Annotated in this window: 14 protein-coding genes; 5 read left to right on the top strand and 9 right to left on the bottom strand. The window is 72.4% G+C overall.

The window, feature by feature from the left end; genetic code table 11:
- Positions 1-2 precede the first annotated feature (2 nt).
- The 8 genes from ACR68M_RS00820 to ACR68M_RS00785 form a co-directional block, all read right to left on the bottom strand.
- Positions 3-2756: a molybdopterin-dependent oxidoreductase gene (locus ACR68M_RS00820; RefSeq protein WP_441248405.1), complete on the bottom strand. Its 2754-nt coding sequence runs from the start codon at positions 2754-2756 to the stop codon at positions 3-5.
- On the bottom strand, positions 2753-3571 hold the full coding sequence (locus ACR68M_RS00815) for an FAD binding domain-containing protein (RefSeq protein ID WP_441248404.1): 819 nt from the start codon (positions 3569-3571) through the stop codon (positions 2753-2755). Before ACR68M_RS00815 ends, ACR68M_RS00820 begins: the two co-directional genes overlap by 4 nt.
- A 169-nt stretch (positions 3572-3740) precedes the next feature.
- Positions 3741-4988, bottom strand: a complete 1248-nt coding sequence (locus tag ACR68M_RS00810) for an MFS transporter (protein WP_441248403.1) — start codon at positions 4986-4988, stop codon at positions 3741-3743.
- Positions 4981-6180, bottom strand: a complete 1200-nt coding sequence (locus tag ACR68M_RS00805; RefSeq protein WP_441248402.1) for a cytochrome P450 family protein — start codon at positions 6178-6180, stop codon at positions 4981-4983. Before ACR68M_RS00805 ends, ACR68M_RS00810 begins: the two co-directional genes overlap by 8 nt.
- Before the next feature lie 75 nt (positions 6181-6255).
- Positions 6256-6876 carry a DUF5825 family protein gene (locus ACR68M_RS00800; protein WP_441248401.1) on the bottom strand — a complete coding sequence of 207 codons (621 nt, stop codon included), beginning with the start codon at positions 6874-6876 and terminating at the stop codon, positions 6256-6258.
- Positions 6877-6922: 46 nt separating this feature from the next.
- Positions 6923-8863 (bottom strand): RiPP maturation radical SAM C-methyltransferase, encoded by a 1941-nt coding sequence (locus ACR68M_RS00795; RefSeq protein WP_441248400.1) that lies wholly within the window; start codon positions 8861-8863, stop codon positions 6923-6925.
- 78 nt (positions 8864-8941) lie between these two features.
- Positions 8942-9094 carry a hypothetical protein gene (locus ACR68M_RS00790; protein WP_441248399.1) on the bottom strand — a complete coding sequence of 51 codons (153 nt, stop codon included), beginning with the start codon at positions 9092-9094 and terminating at the stop codon, positions 8942-8944.
- Positions 9095-9153: 59 nt separating this feature from the next.
- A complete protein-coding gene (locus tag ACR68M_RS00785) occupies positions 9154-10929 on the bottom strand; it encodes an alpha/beta hydrolase family protein (protein ID WP_441248398.1) in 1776 nt (591 codons plus the stop codon).
- Between the two features lie 267 nt (positions 10930-11196).
- Here ACR68M_RS00785 and ACR68M_RS00780 point away from each other — a divergent pair, with 267 nt between their 5' ends.
- Both ACR68M_RS00780 and ACR68M_RS00775 read left to right on the top strand, forming a co-directional pair.
- Positions 11197-11724: a SigE family RNA polymerase sigma factor gene (locus tag ACR68M_RS00780; protein ID WP_441248397.1), complete on the top strand. Its 528-nt coding sequence runs from the start codon at positions 11197-11199 to the stop codon at positions 11722-11724.
- 82 nt (positions 11725-11806) lie between these two features.
- A complete protein-coding gene (locus ACR68M_RS00775; RefSeq protein ID WP_441248396.1) occupies positions 11807-13120 on the top strand; it encodes a hypothetical protein in 1314 nt (437 codons plus the stop codon).
- A 23-nt stretch (positions 13121-13143) separates the two neighbouring features.
- Here ACR68M_RS00775 and ACR68M_RS00770 read toward each other — a convergent pair whose 3' ends face one another.
- Complete coding sequence (locus ACR68M_RS00770; RefSeq protein ID WP_441248395.1) at positions 13144-14070, bottom strand: RimK family alpha-L-glutamate ligase; 927 nt, start codon at positions 14068-14070, stop codon at positions 13144-13146.
- Between the two features lie 193 nt (positions 14071-14263).
- Here ACR68M_RS00770 and ACR68M_RS00765 point away from each other — a divergent pair, with 193 nt between their 5' ends.
- From ACR68M_RS00765 to ACR68M_RS00755, 3 genes are all read left to right on the top strand, one after another.
- Complete coding sequence (locus ACR68M_RS00765; protein ID WP_441248394.1) at positions 14264-15295, top strand: substrate-binding domain-containing protein; 1032 nt, start codon at positions 14264-14266, stop codon at positions 15293-15295.
- Between the two features lie 71 nt (positions 15296-15366).
- Complete coding sequence (locus ACR68M_RS00760; RefSeq protein WP_441248393.1) at positions 15367-16017, top strand: tetratricopeptide repeat protein; 651 nt, start codon at positions 15367-15369, stop codon at positions 16015-16017.
- A 166-nt stretch (positions 16018-16183) separates the two neighbouring features.
- Complete coding sequence (locus ACR68M_RS00755) at positions 16184-17398, top strand: AI-2E family transporter (RefSeq protein WP_441248392.1); 1215 nt, start codon at positions 16184-16186, stop codon at positions 17396-17398.
- Positions 17399-17401: the final 3 nt, after the last annotated feature.

Genomic DNA, 17401 nt, shown 5'->3' with positions numbered 1-17401 from the left:
GGTCAGGCGGCGCGGGCTCCGGTGCGGTGCTCGTGCAGGGCCAGCCACACCTTGTCGCGGAGGAACGGGGCCTCGGTGAAGCGGATGCCGGTGGCGTCGCGCAGCGCGTTGGCGAAGGCTGGCGGGACGGGGTTGAAGGGGCTCTCGCTCATGGACTTGGCGCCGAGCGGGCCGATGGCGTCGGAGGTCTCGGAGAAGTGCACCTCGGTGCGGGGGACGTCGGCGTAGGCGGGGAGGCGGTAGCGGCGGAAGGCGGCGGTGGTGACTTCGCCGCGGTCGTCCAGCAGGACCTGTTCGAAGAGGGTCGCGCCGAGGGCCTGGGCGACGCCGCCCTCGACCTGGCCCCGGCACTGCAGGGGGTTCATCACCTTCCCGGCGTCGGCGCCGTGGACGCTGCGCAGGATCCTGATCTCGCCGCTGTCCGGGTCGACCGCGATCCGGAACCACTGGGAGTTGAAGGCGATCGAGCGCGGCGAGCCGCCGAAGTGGCCGTCGGCCTTCAGCTCGACGCCCTGGCCGCGCGCGGCCTCGAAGATCTCCTTCAGCGACACCAGCCGCCCGTCACACTCGACCGAGTCGGCGGTGAGCCGCAGCAGGCTGCGCGGGGTGCGGGCGTACTCGGCGGTGAAGGAGAGGATCTGCTCGGCGAGGGTGTTGGCGGCCTTCATCACGGCCTTGCCCGCAACGACCGTACCGGCCGAGCCGAAGGCGCCGGTGTCGTGCTTGACGACGTCGGTGTCGGACTGCCGGATGGCGATCCGGTCCACCGTGGTGCCGAGCGATCCGGCGGTGATCTGCTTGTGGACGGTGGTGGTGCCGTTGCCGAACTCCGCCGTCCCCACCGCGATGTCGTACGTGCCGTCCTCCAGCAGCTGCACCGTGGCGTCGGCGAAGTGGCCGCCCGGCGGGCCACAGGCGATCGCCGCCATCGCGAAGCCCTGGCCGACCAGCCAGCCCTCGGGGGCGAGTTCGGCGCTGGTGTCGTTCGCGAGGGCGGTGCGGACGACGTTCAGGCACTGGTCGAGGCCGTAGCTGGCGATGTGCAGGTCCTCCTCCTCGCCGAGCGGGCCCTCCATGTGTTCGCCGGGGCCGATGATGTTCTTCTCACGCAGGACCAGCGGGTCGATGTCCAGGCGCCGGGCGAGTTCGTCCATCGCGGACTCGACGGCGAAGGTGACCTGGCCGAGCCCGTAGCCGCGGAAGGCCCCGGCGGGCACGCCGTTGGTGTAGACGGAGTACGCGTTGACCTTCTTGTGCGGCGCCCGGTACACGCCCATCGACTCGCCGACGCTGTGGAACATCACCGCCGGGCCGTGGTTGCCGTACGCACCGGTGTTGGAGACGACCCGGTACTGGAGGGCCGTCAGGGTGCCGTCGCTCCTGGCACCGAGCTTCACCGTCACCTTGAACGGGTGCCGGGTGGTGGCGCCGTAGAACTGCTCGGGGCGGGTGAACTCCAGCTTGACCGGGCGGTGCAGCTTCATCGCGGCGAGCACGGCGATGTCCTCGGTTAGCATCTCCTGCTTGCCGCCGAAACCGCCGCCGACCCGGCCCGCGACCACGCGGACCTGCTCCATCGGCAGGTCGTACAGGTCGCAGAGCGCCCGCCGGGTCAGGAACGGCACCTGGGTGCTGGAGCGCACCACGATCCGCTCCTCACCCGTCTCCTCGTTCTCCTCGAAGTAGACGACGCAGCCGTGCGTCTCCAGGCTGGCGTGCTGCACCCGCTGGGTCCGGAAGGTCTCCTCGTAGACGACGTCGGCCTCGGCGAAGCCCTGTTCGACGCTGCCCATCTCACCGTGCACCTCGCCGCAGACGTTGTTCTCGGCGCGGAAGATGCGCGACTCGGGCCCCTTGGGGTGGATCACCGGCGCGCCGGGCAGCATCGCCAGCTCCGGGTCGATCACGTACGGGAGTTCCTCGTACTCGACGACGATCCTGCGGCAGCCCTCCTCGGCGGCGCCCTCGCTCTCGGCGACCACCGCCGCGACGCGCTGGCCGACGAAGCGGACGACGTCGTCCAGGACGCGGGTGTCGTCCGGGTCCTCGGTGGGGTGCTCGTGGCGGGCCGAGGAGTACAGCTTGTCGGGGGCGTCGTGGTGGGTGAACACGGCGACGACGCCGGGCACCCGCAGGGCGGCCGAGGTGTCGATGGAGACGATCCGGGCGTGCGGGTGCGGGGAGCGCAGCAGCTTCATGTGCAGCAGGCCCGCCACCTCGATGTCGAAGGTGTAGCGGGCGGTGCCCGTGACCACCTGCGGCCCGGCCGGCGCCCCCAGGCTGCGGCCGACGGCCTTGCCGGCACAAGGTGCCTCGGTGTGCTTGACGCCGCGCACTGCGTCCTCGATCGCCCGGTAGCCGGTGCAGCGGCACAGGTTGCCCTTCAACGACCTCGGCAGATCGGTGAGTTGCTCCTCGTTCAGGGCCGAGGTCGTCATCAGGAAACCGGCCGTGCAGAAGCCGCACTGGAAGCCCTGCGCGTCGAGGAACTTCTGTTGCATGGGGTGCAGTTCGCCGCCCTCCTTGGCCAGGCCCTCGACGGTCGTCACCGAACGGCCCTCGGCCCGTACCGCCGGGTAGATGCAGCTGTGCACCGGTCGGCCGTCGACCTGCACGGTGCAGGCGCCGCAGTCCCCGGCGTCGCAGCCCTTCTTCACCCCGAACCAGCCCCGGTCGCGCAGGTAGGTCCGCAGGCACTGCCCCGGGCGGGGCACGGCGTCGAAGTCCTCGTCGTTGACACGGATCGCAAAGCTCATCGTCCGACCTCCTCGGTCAGCTCGCGGCGGATCTCCTCGGCGAAGCGGAACGTCATGTGCCGTCGCCAGGCGGGCAGCCCGTGGATGTCGTCGTAGTACTCCCCGGGGCCGACGGCGTACTCGACCGCCTCGCGCACGGCCTCCGCGTTCGGCGGCACGGGGAAGCGCAGCTGGATCGGCCGGACGGTCGAGGCGGTGACGGTGATCGTCAGTGTGCCGTCGACGGGGTCGAGCGCGCCGATGACCAGCGCGCCGGAGCGGCCCAGCCCGTACAGCGACGCCTGCCGGAACGCCGTACGGCTCGCCAGCGCGCGGGCGGGCAGGGTGACCGAGCGGAGCAGCTCGCCGGGGAGCAGGGCCTTGACCCCGGCGCCGATGACGAAGTCGGCGACCGGCAGCTCGCGCAGCGCGCCGGTCTGGGCCTGGAGCAGGCAGACGCCGTCGAGTGCGGCGGTGAGGGAGATCATCGGCCCGGCGGGCAGCCCGTTGCACAGGTTCCCGCCGACGGTCGCCATGTTCCAGATCTTCCAGGAGGCGAGGAAGGCCCGGCAGCACTGTTCGAACAGCGGTCCGGCCGTCCACGGCTTCGGGGAGCCGGACAGTTCGGCGATCGTGCAGGTCGCGGCGATCTCCAGGGCGCCGTCGGCGGTCACCCGGAGCGGCTCCCAGCCCATCCGGCTCAGGTCGACCAGTCGGCGGATGTGCGGCTGCGGCTCCGAGAACAGGTACGTCCCGCCGCCCAGCCAGGCGTCGCCGGGGCGCCAGGTGCTGCGGGTGCGTGCATCGCACACCTCCGTCACCGTGTTCAGATCCACGCTCTCCCACCGTCCTCGCAAGCTCGATACGGTGATTGAAGCAACGCTCACCTGCAGGAACGAGTGGGGCAGCACACCAGCGACCGCCCGCCCGGCTGGATCATCCACCAAGGCGGCCGCCAGGGCACGGCCGCGCGCGGGCCGTACGGGAGCGCGTCGAGGAGCGTGGTCAGAGGGTGCGCAGCTCGGCTCGGGTCAGGGCGTAGCCGAAGGCGCAGAGCAGGGAGGCGCCGGTCGCGACGAAGACGATCCGGGTGTCGAACGCGTTGATCGCCGCGCCGACGACGATCACGGACAGCGGGAAGACGCCGAGGCCGCAGAAGGTGATCGCCGCCATCACCCGGGCGAGCAGCGCGGGTGGGACGCCGGTCTGGACGCCCGTGACGATCAGGACGTTGGTGACGGTGCTCGCGGCCCCAGCCACGCACAGCATCACCATCGCGCCCGGCAGGCCGGCGAACGGGATCAGCGTAACGGCCACGCCCATCAGCAGACCGGAGCAGAGGGCGGTGCGGCCCCGGGAGCGCAGACCGGTGAGGCCGGCCGCCACGAGCCCGCCGACCAGTGCACCGGCGGTGAAGGCGGCGAGCAGGCCCCCGAAGCCGATCGCCCCGACCGCCAGGTCGTCGGTGGCGAGCGAGGGCAGGGCGACGCGGGTCATGCCGCCCATGGTCAGATTGGCGACGACCGTGACGGTCAGGACGCTGCGCAGCAGGCTCGACTCGCGCAGCAGGGCGCGGAAGTTCCGTGGCACCGAGGCCCGTTCGGCGATGTCCTTGGCCGGTGCGACGAAGGTGCCCCGGCCGATCATCAGCAGGGTCAGCGCCGACACCGCGAAGGTCGCCGCGTCGACGGTCAGGGCGACGGCCGGATTCAGCCAGGCCACCGCCAGCCCGGCGGCGCCGGGGCCCGCCAGCCCGGCGGCGTAAGTGACCGTCCGGCTCAGGGAGTTGCCCGCCTGGAGCTGCTCGGGCGGGAGGAGCCTGGGGGTGATCGCCCAGGCGGCGGGCAGGAAGAGCCCGGCGCCCAGGCCCACCAGGCAGGCGAGGGCGCCGATCAGGTAGAAGTCGTCCGCGCGGGTGGCGGCGACCACGGCCAGGGCCGCCGTGGCGGCCAGCCGGCCGAGGTCGGCGGCCATCATCACCCGCCAGGCACCCCAGCGGTCGGCGAGCACCCCGCCGAGCGGTGTCGCGACGAGCCGCCCGGCGCCGAAGGCCGCGACCACCAGGCTCAGTTGGCGGGCGCCGCCGCCGAAGGAGTGCACCAGCAGCGGGAGGGCGACCAGTTGGAAGGCGTTGCCGAACTCCGACGTGCCCTGCCCGGTGACCAGCAGCCGGTAGCCGCGCTCGCGCAGCGGCAGCAGGCTGAGCCGGGGCCGTGGCCGGGCGCGCCCCGCCGTGTCGGTGGGGCTAGCCACGGAGCGTCACCGGCAGGGATTCCAGGCCCCGCAGCATGATGGTGTTGCGCCAGGGCAACGTCGCTTCGTCGGCGGCGAGTTCGATCCCGGTGAAGCGGTCCAGCAGGCCGCTGAGGGCGACTTCGCCCTCCAGCTTGCCGAGGAAGGAGCCGAGGCAGCGGTGCAGGCCCTGGCCGAAGGCGAGATGGCCCGGGTCGTCCCGGTCGAGGATCAGCCGGTCCGGGTCGTCGAACCGCGCGGGGTCGCGGTTGGCCCCGCCGAGCGAGAGCAGCACCAACTCGTCGGCCGGGATCTCCACCCCGCTGACCGTCACCGGCTCGGTGGTGAAGCGCATGGTGGCCATGCTCACTGGGGACTCGTAGCGCAGGAACTCGTCCACCGCCATCGGCATCGCGCCCCGATTGGCGCGCAGCCAGGCGAGTTGGTCCGGGTGGTGCAGCAGGGCCAGCGTCGAGGTGCCGAGCAGGTTGACGGTGGTCTCGTGCCCGCCGATCAGCAGCAGGAAGACCATCGAGAAGACCTCCTGCTCGGAGAGCTCGCCGGCGTCGCGGGCCTGGGCCAGATCCGTCAGGATGTCGTCGCGCGGCGTCGCGCGGCGGGCGGTCATCAGCTCGTGGAGATAGGTCTTCATCTCGGCCGTCGCCTGCTCGAACGACATGCCGCTGCCCCGGGTGAGGATGGCGGTCGACCAGGTGCGGTAGGAGTGCAGGTCCTCGGGCGGGAAGCCCAGCAGCTCGCAGATGATCATGATTGGCAGCGGGAACGCGAAGTCCGCCACCAGATCCACCTGTTGACGCTCGCGAAGGCCGTCCAGCAGGCCGCCCGCGATCCGCTCGACCATCGGGCGCATCGCATCCACCCGCTTGCGGGTGAAGACGCCCTGGATGAGCCGCCGCAGCCGGGTGTGGTCCGGCGGGTCGCTGTTGAGCATGTGGACGACGTCCGAGCCGAGCGTGATGCCGCCCCCGGCCTTGGCGGCGATCGCCTGGCTGCGCCGGACGTCCTGCCCGAAACGCGGGTCGACCAGCGCCGCCCGGACGTCCTGGTAGCGCGTCACCAGCCAGACGGACACCCCCTCCCCGTACGCCACCAGTGAGACCGGTGAGGCCTCCCGGATCCGGGCCAGCGTCGGGTAGGGGTCGCGGATGAAGGCGGACATCCGCGAGCCGGCGTCGTCGACCGCAGTGGTCATGGGGAGTGCTCCTCAGGGGGTCGGTCGGTCGGACGGTCGGACGGTCGTCGGAGGCGGGGTCAGGCGGCCAGGCGGTCACACGGTCAGCGCGGGGAACGGCCAGCGGCGCACCCGCAGCGGCAACCACCAAGCCCGTCCGGCCTGTTCGGTGATCAGGGCGGCCTCGCCGAAGTCCCGCCGGACGTCCGGCGGGACGTCCGCGGCCGGTACGCCCTCCGCCAGCGCCTCGACGAGGTCGAGGTGGCCGGGGTCGTCGATGGTGAACAACTCCAGTGTGCCGAAGCGGCGGTCCCGCACCTCGACGAACCCGGGGCCGCGCCGGAAGATGCACTTGCTCGGGAAGTACCGGGCCCGCCACTCGGCCGCGACCTCGTCCGCCGCCCCGAGCACCTGCTCCGGCGGGTACAGGTGGTGGAACAGCCGCCGCCCGGCGCAGCCGTCCTCACAGACCGCCGTCCAGATCACCACCAGCCCCTGGCTGGTGGCCTCCCGGACGAGCAGCAGCGCGCGTGCCGACTCCGCCGGGCCGTCCGGGCAGAGCCGGACGGGCTCCGGGAGCCGTACGCAGCGGACCCCCGCACCGTGCAGCTCGGTGACGTCCGCCCTGGCCCGGCCGCGCAGCGTCGCGCTGCCCAGCGCGGTGCCCGGCAGCTGCCGGGCGGCCGGGTCGTAGTCGAGCCACAGCTCGGCCTCCACGCCCGGACGGGCGTCGTGCTCAGCTGACGGTGACGGCACAGCGGGCCTACCCAGCACTGGAGTTGACGGCAGTAGCGTGGTGCCGGTGCTCCAGCCGCATCAGCACCTGGTTGTCGGACTCGACGGCGACCTGTAGGCAGCTGTCGCCGTCGTGGAACAGCAGGCCGAGCGCCGTCCAGCGCCGCAGCACCGGGTCGACCGTCGCCGCGCCGCCGGGAGTCCGGGCGGCCAGCACGGCCGCCGTGCGCGGCCTGCCCAGTAGCCGGAACAGCGTGAGCTCCACCGGGTCGGTCAGTTCGAGGACCCGCCAGTCGTAGCCCGGCCTGGTGTTGACCAGCACGATGCGCTCGCCCGAGTCGCGGTAACTGAGCCTGCTGTCCGGGTACTGCGCGCGCCAGACGGCGACCGCCTCGGCCAACTCCCGGCCCAGGCTCTCGTCGATGCCCCGCAGCGGGGCGCTGAACACATAGGCCAGATCGGCCAGTTCGCTCTCCGGCAGCCGGTAGATGGCGCGGTACTGGAAGGCCGGGCGGATGATGTCGAAGCCCAGCTCGGGCCGGTTGAAGTACGGGCTGAACCGCTCGGTGACGATCCGGCCGGCCCCGGCGGGCGGGTCGAGGTGGTGAAGGAGCGGGAGCTGCCGCAGGACGGTCTCGTAGTCGGCCGGCTGCTCCCCGGGGAAGCCGTAGAGGTAGTTCCAGGTCACCGAGACTCCGGCGCTCTGCGCGTCCCGCAGCGCGCGGACGTTCTGACAGCCCGTGACACCCTTGTCCATGATGCGCAGCACCCGGGTGCTCAGGCTCTCGATGCCCGGCTGCACCTGCACCGCCCCCGCGTCGGCCAGCAGTTGGAACTGTTCGCGGCGCAGGTTGGCCTTCACCTCGAAGTGCAACCGCAGGTCGACCGGCAGTTCGGCCAGCGACTTCAGGACGGTGTCGAAGTAGCCCATGTCCAGGATGTTGTCGACGACGTACAGGTCCAGCAGCTGGTGGCGTTCGGCGAGCGCGAGCACCTCGGTGAGGAACGCCTCGGGCGGTTTGGAACGGAACTGCATGAAGGAGCCGTTCAGCCCGCAGAAGGTGCAGTGGTGCTTCTCGCCCCACCAGCAGCCGCGCGAGCCCTCGACCACCAGCTTCGGCTCGACCCAGCGGGCCGCGACGGAGGCGTCGAGCCGCTCGAAGAAGCCGTCGTAGCGGGGCGTCAGGATGGCGGCGGGCGGCAGCGGGTGCGTCGCCATCGCGTTGGCGACAGCCGCGCCTGATCCGTCGCGCCAGCACAGCCCGGGGATGGCCGCCGGGTCGCTGCTGCCGCTGTCGCCAGCGTCGTCGCCAGCGTCGTCGCCGTCGCCGTCGCCGTCGAGCAGGTCGAGGAGAGCGGTGAAGGCCGCCTCGCCCTCGCCACGGACGACGTAGTCCAGGAAGGGGAAGTTCCGGTGCAGGGCGGCGCCTTGGGGGCCGTCGCAGTTGGCCCCGCCCAGTACCGTCCGGGTGCGCGGGCTGGCCTGCTTCAACAGGCGCGCGGCGGCGAGGCCGGCGGTGTTCTGCTGGAAGGTCGTGGTGAACCCGACCAGGTCCGGTGCCTCGGCCGCGAGGTCCGCCACCAGGCGCTCGACGAAGTTGAGGGCGGTCGCGCGGGTGGCGCGTGCGAGTGCCATCTCCCGCTCGCTCGCGCCGTTGGCCGCCAGGTACTCGAAGTAGCGGTCCGGGTCCGGTGCGCCGGTCGTCCCGGTCGCCTCGATCGCCTCGCCGTAGAGGGCGCCCGCGAACGCCCAGTCGCCCGCGCCCTGGAAGTACGACTTCTCGCTGAAGTAGGCGTAGTCGTCCGGGCCGAAGCCCGTGGTCTCGGCCGCCCAGTCGACGAAGTCCAGGTTCGCGTACCGCACTTCGACCTGGTGACCGGCCCGGAGGGCGGCGGTGTGCAGGATGCCGAGCGCCAGCGACGGCATGTCGAGTGCGCCCCACGGCATCTGCACCAGAACGATACGCATGTGATGGTCACTTCCATTGCCGGACACGGGCGGAGGTGCCGCTCCGGGGCGCGTAGGGCGCCCCGGAGCGGCGGGTGGTCACTTGCTCTTGGGGGCCTTCGGCTGGCCCTTGAGGGCGGGCTTGACGGGAGCGGCCTTGGTGATGTCGAGCGTGAAGCTGTCGACGATCACTGCACCCCGGTCGCGCTCCGGAGTGCCGATCGGGTCGTTCTGGACACTGCGTCGCTTCATGGGTGTTCACCTCCTTTCTCGGCTGGCAGGACACTCCGCTGCGGGTCGCAGCGGAGCGGTCAGGGGGGAGAGTCCGGCCAGGTGCGCCGGGCGAAGTGGAGCATCGCGGTGAGCACGGCGGTGTGGTCCGAGGCCCGGCGGCTGCGGTGGCCGCCCTCCACCCAGACCAACTCGTGCGGCGCTCCGGAGTGTTGGAGCTCGGCCGCGTACCGGCCCACCTGCTCGGCCGGGCAGCGTTCGTCCTCGGCGGACGCCACCAGCAGCACGGGTGAGCGGACTTGGCGCACGTAGGTGAGCGGACTGGCTGCCCGGTAGCGCTCCGGGACCTCGGCCGGGGAGCCGCCGAACAGCTCCCGGTCGGTCTCGCGCAGCGCGGGCGTGGTGGCCTCGTACGCGGCGGGGTAGTCGGCGATCGGGTATGCGGCCATGGCCAGTGACCACAGGTGCGGCTGCGCGCCGACCGCGAGCAGGGCGAGGTAGCCGCCCCAGGAGAAGCCGCAGAGCCCGGTGCGTCCGGCGTCCGCCACCCCTTCGGCCACCAGCGCGGCCCGGACGGCGGCCAGGTCCTCGATCTGGGCGAGCCCGACGCGTCGGCCGTAGCCGTGCTGCCATTGCGCGCCGTAGCCGGTGGAGCCACGGTAGTTGGTCCGCACCACGGCGTAGCCGGCGTCGGTGAGGCGCTCGACGCGGGGGTCGTAGGAGTCCCGGTCGTGGGTGGCCGGGCCGCCGTGCACCAGGAAGAGCGTCGGCCACGGGCCGGTGCCCGGCGGGGTGGTGACGAAGCTGTGCACCGGGCCGTACGGCTGCGCGGTCCGGTGCTCGGCGCGGCGGGCGCCGGTGGCGGTCGCGGCAGTTGCTGCCGTCCGGGCGTGGTCGGCGTGGTCGGTCTGCTCGGAGTGGTCGCCCGGTTGCAGGACCAGCGGGCGGGGCGGCTCGGCGGCCCGGCTCCACAGGCAGTGCAGGGCGCCGTCCGGTGCGCAGGACAGGTCGTGGATCGTCCCGACGGGCGTCCGGACGGCGCGGGTGCGCGGGTGGTGGAGATCGGCGAGCAACAGGTGGCTGCGCCCGGCCCGTTCGTGCTGCACCAGGACGCCGCGCGCACCGCCGTACCAGCCGGCCGAGATCTCCGAGTCGAACGACAGTCGGGGGATGAGCCGCAGGCCGGTGCTCGCCCGCCAGGTCGCGACGGTGTACCGCCCGTCCTGCGCTGCGACCAGCAGCAGTTCCGCCTCGCCGGTGGCGGTCGGGTCGAACTCCAGTGGCCAGAGCCGCAGTTGCCCGCTCTCGCTCTCGCCCCCGCGCAGCCGCCACCCCTCGGACGGGCTCTCGGCAGGCCGGATCACCACCGCGTCGTCCCCGTCCGGCCGTCCGGCCAGCGCGAGCAGGCGGCCGCACGGTGACAGGTCGGCCAGGCTGAGATACCCCTCGGCCTCGCCGATCAGACTCGCCTCGCCCGAGGGCGGCCCGAGGTAGCACCGCGAGCTGCCGCCGACACCGATGCTGACCGCCGCGAGCGTGCCCAGGCGGTCGAACGCGACCCCGTACGCCCGGCCGATGGGCACCCCGCCCAGCGCCGCGCCCGGTTCGCCGCCTCCGTACGGCTGACGCAGCCAGCGGCCCTCGCCGCTGGTGTCGGCGTCGAACCACCAGACGCTGCCGCCGTCCGGCTCGATCTCGCTCAGGTCCACGCCCTGCGGCCGGTCGGTGAGCACCCGTCGGTGACCTGTGGCGAGATCCCAGGCGACGGCCTGGCACCGGCCGGCCACCAGCCGGGTCTCGACCGCCCGCCCGGGGGAGAGCGCGGCGAAGCCGGGAGCCTGGAGCGCACGCGTCACGACCTTGACCCTCCGGTGGGGGGACGGGGGCCGCCCGGGGGCGGCCCCCGTCGGCGACAGGGATCGGCTGCGCTGAACCTGTGGCCCGGGGAGGGCCGGTCACTTGTCGGCATGTCGTGCCGGAACTGTGACCGTGATGAGACGAAGTGGCGGTACCGGTGAATACTTCAGCCCGCACCGAGGACAGGTCAACCGTTGAGCGAACAGATGGCCGAAAGGTGCGTGCCAGGCTGTGACGCGATCACCGGCCCACAGCGTTAGGAAGGCATGGACCGCACTACGAAGAATCCGGGGCCACCCGAGCCGCTGGACTTCCTGGAGTTCGCTGCGGCAAGGGGGCGTCATCTGGTCAGAACAGCCTTCCTGCTGACCGGTGGCGACGCCCACCTCGCCGAGGACCTCGCGCAGGAGACGCTCGGGCGCCTCTACGGCAAGTGGCGCAGAATAGCCCGTCTGGAGAACCCGGCCGGCTATGCACAGACCGTTCTTGTCAACACCTTCCTCTCGCACCGGCGGCGCCGCAGCAGCCGTGAGCACGTGACCGACACCTTCGCCGAGGTCGCCGTCACCGACACGGACCCGTCCCTGCGGGTCACCCTGCTGCGCGCGCTCGGCGAACTGCCCGCCCGCGACCGGGCCGTGCTGGTGCTCCGGTTCTGGGAGGACCGCAGCGTCGAGGAGACGGCCGAGGTGCTCCAGCTGAACGCCGGCGCCGTGCGTTCGCGCAGCAGCCGGGCGCTGGCCCGGCTGCGCGATCTGCTCGGCGAGGAACTGGACGAGTTGGCCCACTCCTGACGGGGAGCCGCTCCGGCCCCGACGGCCCCCGACCGGCCCCTGTTGGGCTTCCCACGAACCAACGAAGAAGAGGAGCTCTGCCATGCCCTTCGACGACCGCTTCACCCAGATTCTGCACGAGGCAGCCGAGTTGTCCCCCGACCCGCCGGGCGCCGAACTGGCTGCCGCCGCCCGGCAGTACGGGCGGCGACGGGCAGTACGCCGCCGCGCCACGATGGCCGCGAGCGCTGCCGCTCTCGTACTCGTCGGCCTGGGCGCGTTCCAACTGCTGCCCGCCGCCCCGCGTGCCCTGCCGACACCTGCCGGGACGTCACTCTCCGTGCCGCCGACGCCGGTCTCCGGGCCGTCTCCGCGCAGCAGCTCGCCGACGCCCAAGGCGCTTCAACCCGTCCAGGTGAACGGCGCGTTCATGAAGCAGACCATCGTGTCGGTGCTGCCACCCGGGCAGATCACCGAGCTCGTGGGCTTCGGCGTGGGTGAGATGAGCCTCCCGACGATGGGGCCGACGGTGGCGCTGAAGTACGACGACGGCCACGGCGCGGGCATGGTCAACCTCACCACCGACCGCGTCGCCGTGCCGCTCACCGTCAGTACCCAGGGCACCCAGTGCACGGACCCCTTCGACGCGCCGGTCGAGAGCTGCCAACGGACCGTTCGCCCGGACGGATCGGTGCTGGTCATCGAGAAATTGCTGCCGCGTGACCCCACCTTCACCAAGTCCTGGACTGCGACCTTCACGGGCGCGGACGGCCGCCAGGTGCGGATCGACGAGCTCAACTCCCGTACAGCCGGCCCACCGATCACCCGGCCGGAGCCGCCGCTGACCGCCGAACAGCTCACCAGCGTCGTCACGAGCAGTGCATGGGACGCGGTCTTCGAGGTCTTCAACCCCGTGCCCACCCACCCGCCGACCGTCCCGAGCGGCAGCCCCGGCGCTGCACCGGCACCGGCCGCGATCGTGGACACCCTCGGCCCGCTGCTCCCGCCCGGCGCCCGGACGGAGAGTGACACCAGCCAGCAGACCAACCCCGGCCAGGCTCATCTGAAGGTCACCCTGAACGGCCGGGAGGGCATGCTCCTCGTCACCGTGGACCCGATGTGGGGGCAGGGCGTGAGTCCGGACCCTCGGAAGTCCTTCGAGGAGAACGTGACCGCTGGATCCACCCTCACCCACACGGCCGACGGCGCGAGCGTCATCACGTACACCACGGCCGCCACCAAGTCCGGGGGCGGCCCCGCAGTGTCGTGGCACACGGAGGTGCTGCACCCCAACGGCACCCGGGTCGAGATCTCGGAGTGGATCGGCAGCAGCGGCTACGAGTTCAAGCCCGGCACCCCGGTCCTGACACCGGAGCAGCTCACCGCCGTGGCCACGGCAGCCGCCTGGCGCCGCTGACCGGCTGCCCAGCCTGCGCGGTGTCAGGTGCCGTCGACGTGCCGACGGCAGGCGGCGACGATCGCCGGGGTGACGTCCGTCATGTGCCCGCGCCAGCTGACGTTGGCGTTGACCTCGCAGACGGAGAACCCGCCGTCGCTCTCGAAGAGGAGGTCGACCCCGGCGGCGCCGAGGCCCAGCACCCCGGCGGCCCGGACGGCGAGCGCCTCGCCGTCCGGGTGCCGCCCCGAGCAGAGCTCGGCGGTGCCGCCCTGGGCGAGGTTCGAGCGGAAGTCGCCGTCCCCGGAGGAGCGGATCTGGGCGGCCACCGCCCGGCCGGCGACCACGACCACGCGCAGGTCCCGCCCGTGGGAGTGCTCGACGTAGTGCTGGAACAGGTACGGGGTCTGCTGGTCCAGGCAGCCGTGGATGCTCCGGAGCAGCGCCGCGTCGGGTGCCAGGAACACCCGTTGGCCGCGCTGGCCGCGTACCGCCTTGACGACGCACGGTTCGGGCAGCGCGGCCCGGGTCACCTCGGCGAGCGGTGCTTCGGCGTAGCTGAGGGTGTCGGGCACGGGGAGTCCGGCGGCGGCGAGCTGTTGCAGCTGCCAGAACTTGTTGAGGCAGGTCAGCAGCGCGTCGGCGGGGTTGAGCAGCACCGTGCCCATGGCCTCCAGGTGCCGTAGCAGGGTGATCTCACGGTCGACGCTCACCCGGGGCGTCGACAGCCTGGCGTACGCGGCCTTCGGCGTGGCGATCTCGCGGCCCGTCAGGTCGTGCAGGGTCGGCCGGCCCCCGTGGACGCCCAGCAGCAGCTCCGTCGTCCGCACCTGTGCCCAGCGGCCCGGGAACTCCCGGTCGAAGGCGTCAGAGAGGTGGTCGCTGATCAGCCGGCCGTCGAGCCCGGCGCCGAGCACCAACCACAGATCGGCGGCACTTGCCGCTCCCGCTGCACCAGTTGTCTCCGGCACTCCAACTCACCTCGCTCGCACGGCAGGACGCTCGCTGCACGCCGTCCGATCATGGTACGGGTGCCCGATCGGTCACGAGATGGCTGTGCGAACGTGACATTTTCCTGGACGAAACACGTTGGAACAGGATTGGATTTGGTTGTTTATGTTGCCTTGAGGTGGCCGAGTGGCCACCCGCACCCCAGGAGTCACCATGCACAGACGTCGCTCCCGCCGCTCGGCCGCCGTCCTGGGCCTCGCCGCCACCCTCGGCGTGACCGCCTGCTCGGCCGGTGCGACGGGAGCAGCCACCCCGCTGGCGACCGGCCGGATCTCGCTGACCTACCTGCAGAAGCAGGGCGACCAGGGCTACTTCACGGCCGAGGCGGCCGGGGCACGGGCGAAGGCCGCCGAACTCGGCATCGACCTGAAGGTCGTCGATCTCGGCACCGATGCCCGCCGCGCGGTCAACGAGGTCAAGGACGCCGCCGCCGGTCAGCGCAGCGGGGTGATCGCCGTCCTGCCGGACCCGGCCGCCGGGCCGGACGTGGTGGAGGCCGCGAAGGCCGGGAAGCTGCCGCTGCTCACCTCGGACGACCAGGTCTGCGCGACGGACCCCGACCCGTCCGCCTGCCGTTCGGGTGATCTGGTGCCCCGGATCGGCTTCAACGGGACCCAGCTCGGCGCCGCCCTCGGCCAACGCGCCGCCGATGAGTACCGCAAGGCCGGGTGGAGCCAGGCCGACACCCGGATCGTCTCGCTCTGGAAGTTCGACGTCACCGTCTGCACCGACCGGATCAACGCGGCCAAGGACGCCTTCATCGGCGGCGCGGGCGCCAGCATCCAGAAGCTCGACGTGCTCACCGACAACACCGTCGAAGGCGCGCGGGCCCAACTCGCGACCGTCCTCGGGGAGCAGCGGGGCATACGGCACTGGATCGTCTGGGGCTGCAACGACGAGAACGTGCAGGGCGGCGTCACCGCGCTCCAGCAGGCCGGGGTGACGCCCGACAACACCATCGGCATCGGCCTCGGCGCCTACCTCGCCTGCAAGGACTGGCAGACCGGCGCGCCCACCGGCATGCGCGCCGCACTCTTCATCAACGGCCGGGACGTCGGCGCCCGCGCCGTGCAGACCATGTACGACCACCTCCGGCACGGCAAGCCGCTCCCCGCCGAGGTCGCCGTCGCCCCCGTGATGGTCGACGCCGCCACCTGGCAGAAGTCCGGCCTCAGCTGTACCTGATCGACCGGCTCGGCGGCCCTCCCGGGGGAGTTGGCCGCCGGATGCCACTGTGCCGTCGATACGATCACCGCATGACTGTGGACGATCGACTCAAGCAGGCCGAACTCCTCTACGAGCGCGCCGTGTTCGGCGGCGACAGCAGTGCACCGGCGGCGGCCGACCGCTGTCTCGACGCCGTCGAAGCGGACCTCGCACTTGCCCGCGGCCGCATCATCCACGCCCGCTTCCTGGAGGAACGGATCGAGGAAGCAGGGGAGTTGGACCTCTTCGAGCGAGCGGCCGAGCTGTTCGGACGGCTCGACGACGCCCGGGGCGAGGGCGAGGCGGTGTTCTGGATCGGCTGCTACCACCAGGTCGTCCGCGACGACACCGAGGCCGCCCTGCCCGCCTTCGAACGCGCACTCGGGCTCGCCACCCGGGCCGGTGACCGGCTGACGGAGTCGTACGTGCTGCGTCACCTCGGTTTCGCCGACCACATGGCCGGGCGGCTGGACGAGGCGCGTGCGCACTTCGAGGAATCCACCCGTCTGCGCCGCGAGTTGGGCTTCCTGCCGGGTGTCGCCGCGAACCTGGTCGGACTCGCCTACCTCGCCGCCCAGCAGAGCCGACCGGACGCGGCGGCGGCCCACCTCACGGAGGCGGGGCAGCTGGCCGCCGACAGCGGTTCGGCCGGAGTCCTGCGCTGGGTGGCGGGAGCGCGCGAGGAGCTCGCCCTGCCCTGAGACGCCTCTCGTGGTGGCGAAGTCGTCCAGGTCGAAGCACCCGCGCCACGCCGTGACGTCCTTCGGTTGCCCGGCGTGGTGCTCGGCCTAGGGTGGTGCAGGTGCCGCGCCGCGCTGGGGGCAGCACGCCACGTACGCAGCCGCTCCGCACGAAAGGCTCGCCGGGATGACGGATGACCAGGCCCGACGCTCCGGGCCGGCGGTCGGGAGAAGCGGCAGGAGCGGGAGCGCCGCGCAGACGGTGCGCCGGGCAATGCGCCGGGCGGTGCGCCAGCGGACGGCCCGGCAGCAGGCGTCCCCGCCGCACGGCCGCTCGCTGGTGCCCGCCCGACCGCAGCCCGGCCTCCGGGTGGTGCCCGGTCTGCAACGGGCGGCCGGGTACGCCTGGCGGCTGCTGGTGGTCGGCGCCGCGCTGTACGCGGTGCTGGTGCTGCTCGGCCGCCTCGTCCTGCCGGTGGTCGCCGTCTTCGTCGCGCTGGTGGTCACGGCGATGCTGCGTCCGGGCGCCGACCTGATCGGCCGGGTGACGCCACGCGCCGTCGCGGTGCTGCTGACCATCCTGGGGGCGCTGCTCCTCCTGGCCGGGCTGCTCACCCTGGTCGGTGAGACGGTCGCGGGGGAGTGGACCCGGTTGGGGAACGAGTTCCGGGGCGGGATCGACCGGATCGAGCGCTGGCTGGAGGGCGCGCCCTTCCATCTGCGGCCGAGCGCGGTCTCCGACTTCCAGGGCAAGATCAGCTCCTTTCTGTCCGCCCATCGCTCCACCCTGATCAACACGGCGGTCGGTGAGGCCGGGCGGGTGGTCGAGATCGTCACCGGCGCGGCGCTCGCCCTGTTCTGCTCGGTGTTCTTCATCCACTCGGGCGATGCGATGTGGCAGTGGGCCGAGCGCCAGCTCCCCGCCGGTGCCGGGCCGACCTGGGCCCGCGCGGGCCGGGCCGCCTGGCGGGCCTTCGCCGGGTACACCCGGGGCATCATGATCGTCGCTGCCAGCAACGCGGTGCTGGTCGGCATCGCGCTCAGCATCCTCGGCGTGCCGCTGGCCCTGCCGCTGACCCTGCTGGAGTTCTTCGCGACGCTGATCCCGCTGATCGGCTCGCCCATCGCGATGGCGGTCGCGGCGGTCGTCGCCCTCGCCGCCAAGGGGCCGGTGACAGCGCTGATCGTGCTCGCTCTGATCATCGTGATCGGACAGATCGAGGGTCATCTGCTGCACCCCCTCGTGATGAGCTGGGCCGTCCGGATCCACCCGGTCGCCATCGCCCTCTCGGTCACCGCAGGCGGCATTCTCGCGGGCGTGATCGGCGCGGCCGTCGCCGTGCCGATCGTCTCCGTCCTGTGGGCCGTCGTCCTCGAACTCCGCACCCCACCGCCCGACTGACCT

The organism is Kitasatospora sp. McL0602, from assembly GCF_052076145.1.
In the GTDB taxonomy this organism is placed as follows: domain Bacteria; phylum Actinomycetota; class Actinomycetes; order Streptomycetales; family Streptomycetaceae; genus Kitasatospora.
This window is presented reverse-complemented; position numbering and strand designations above follow the sequence as displayed.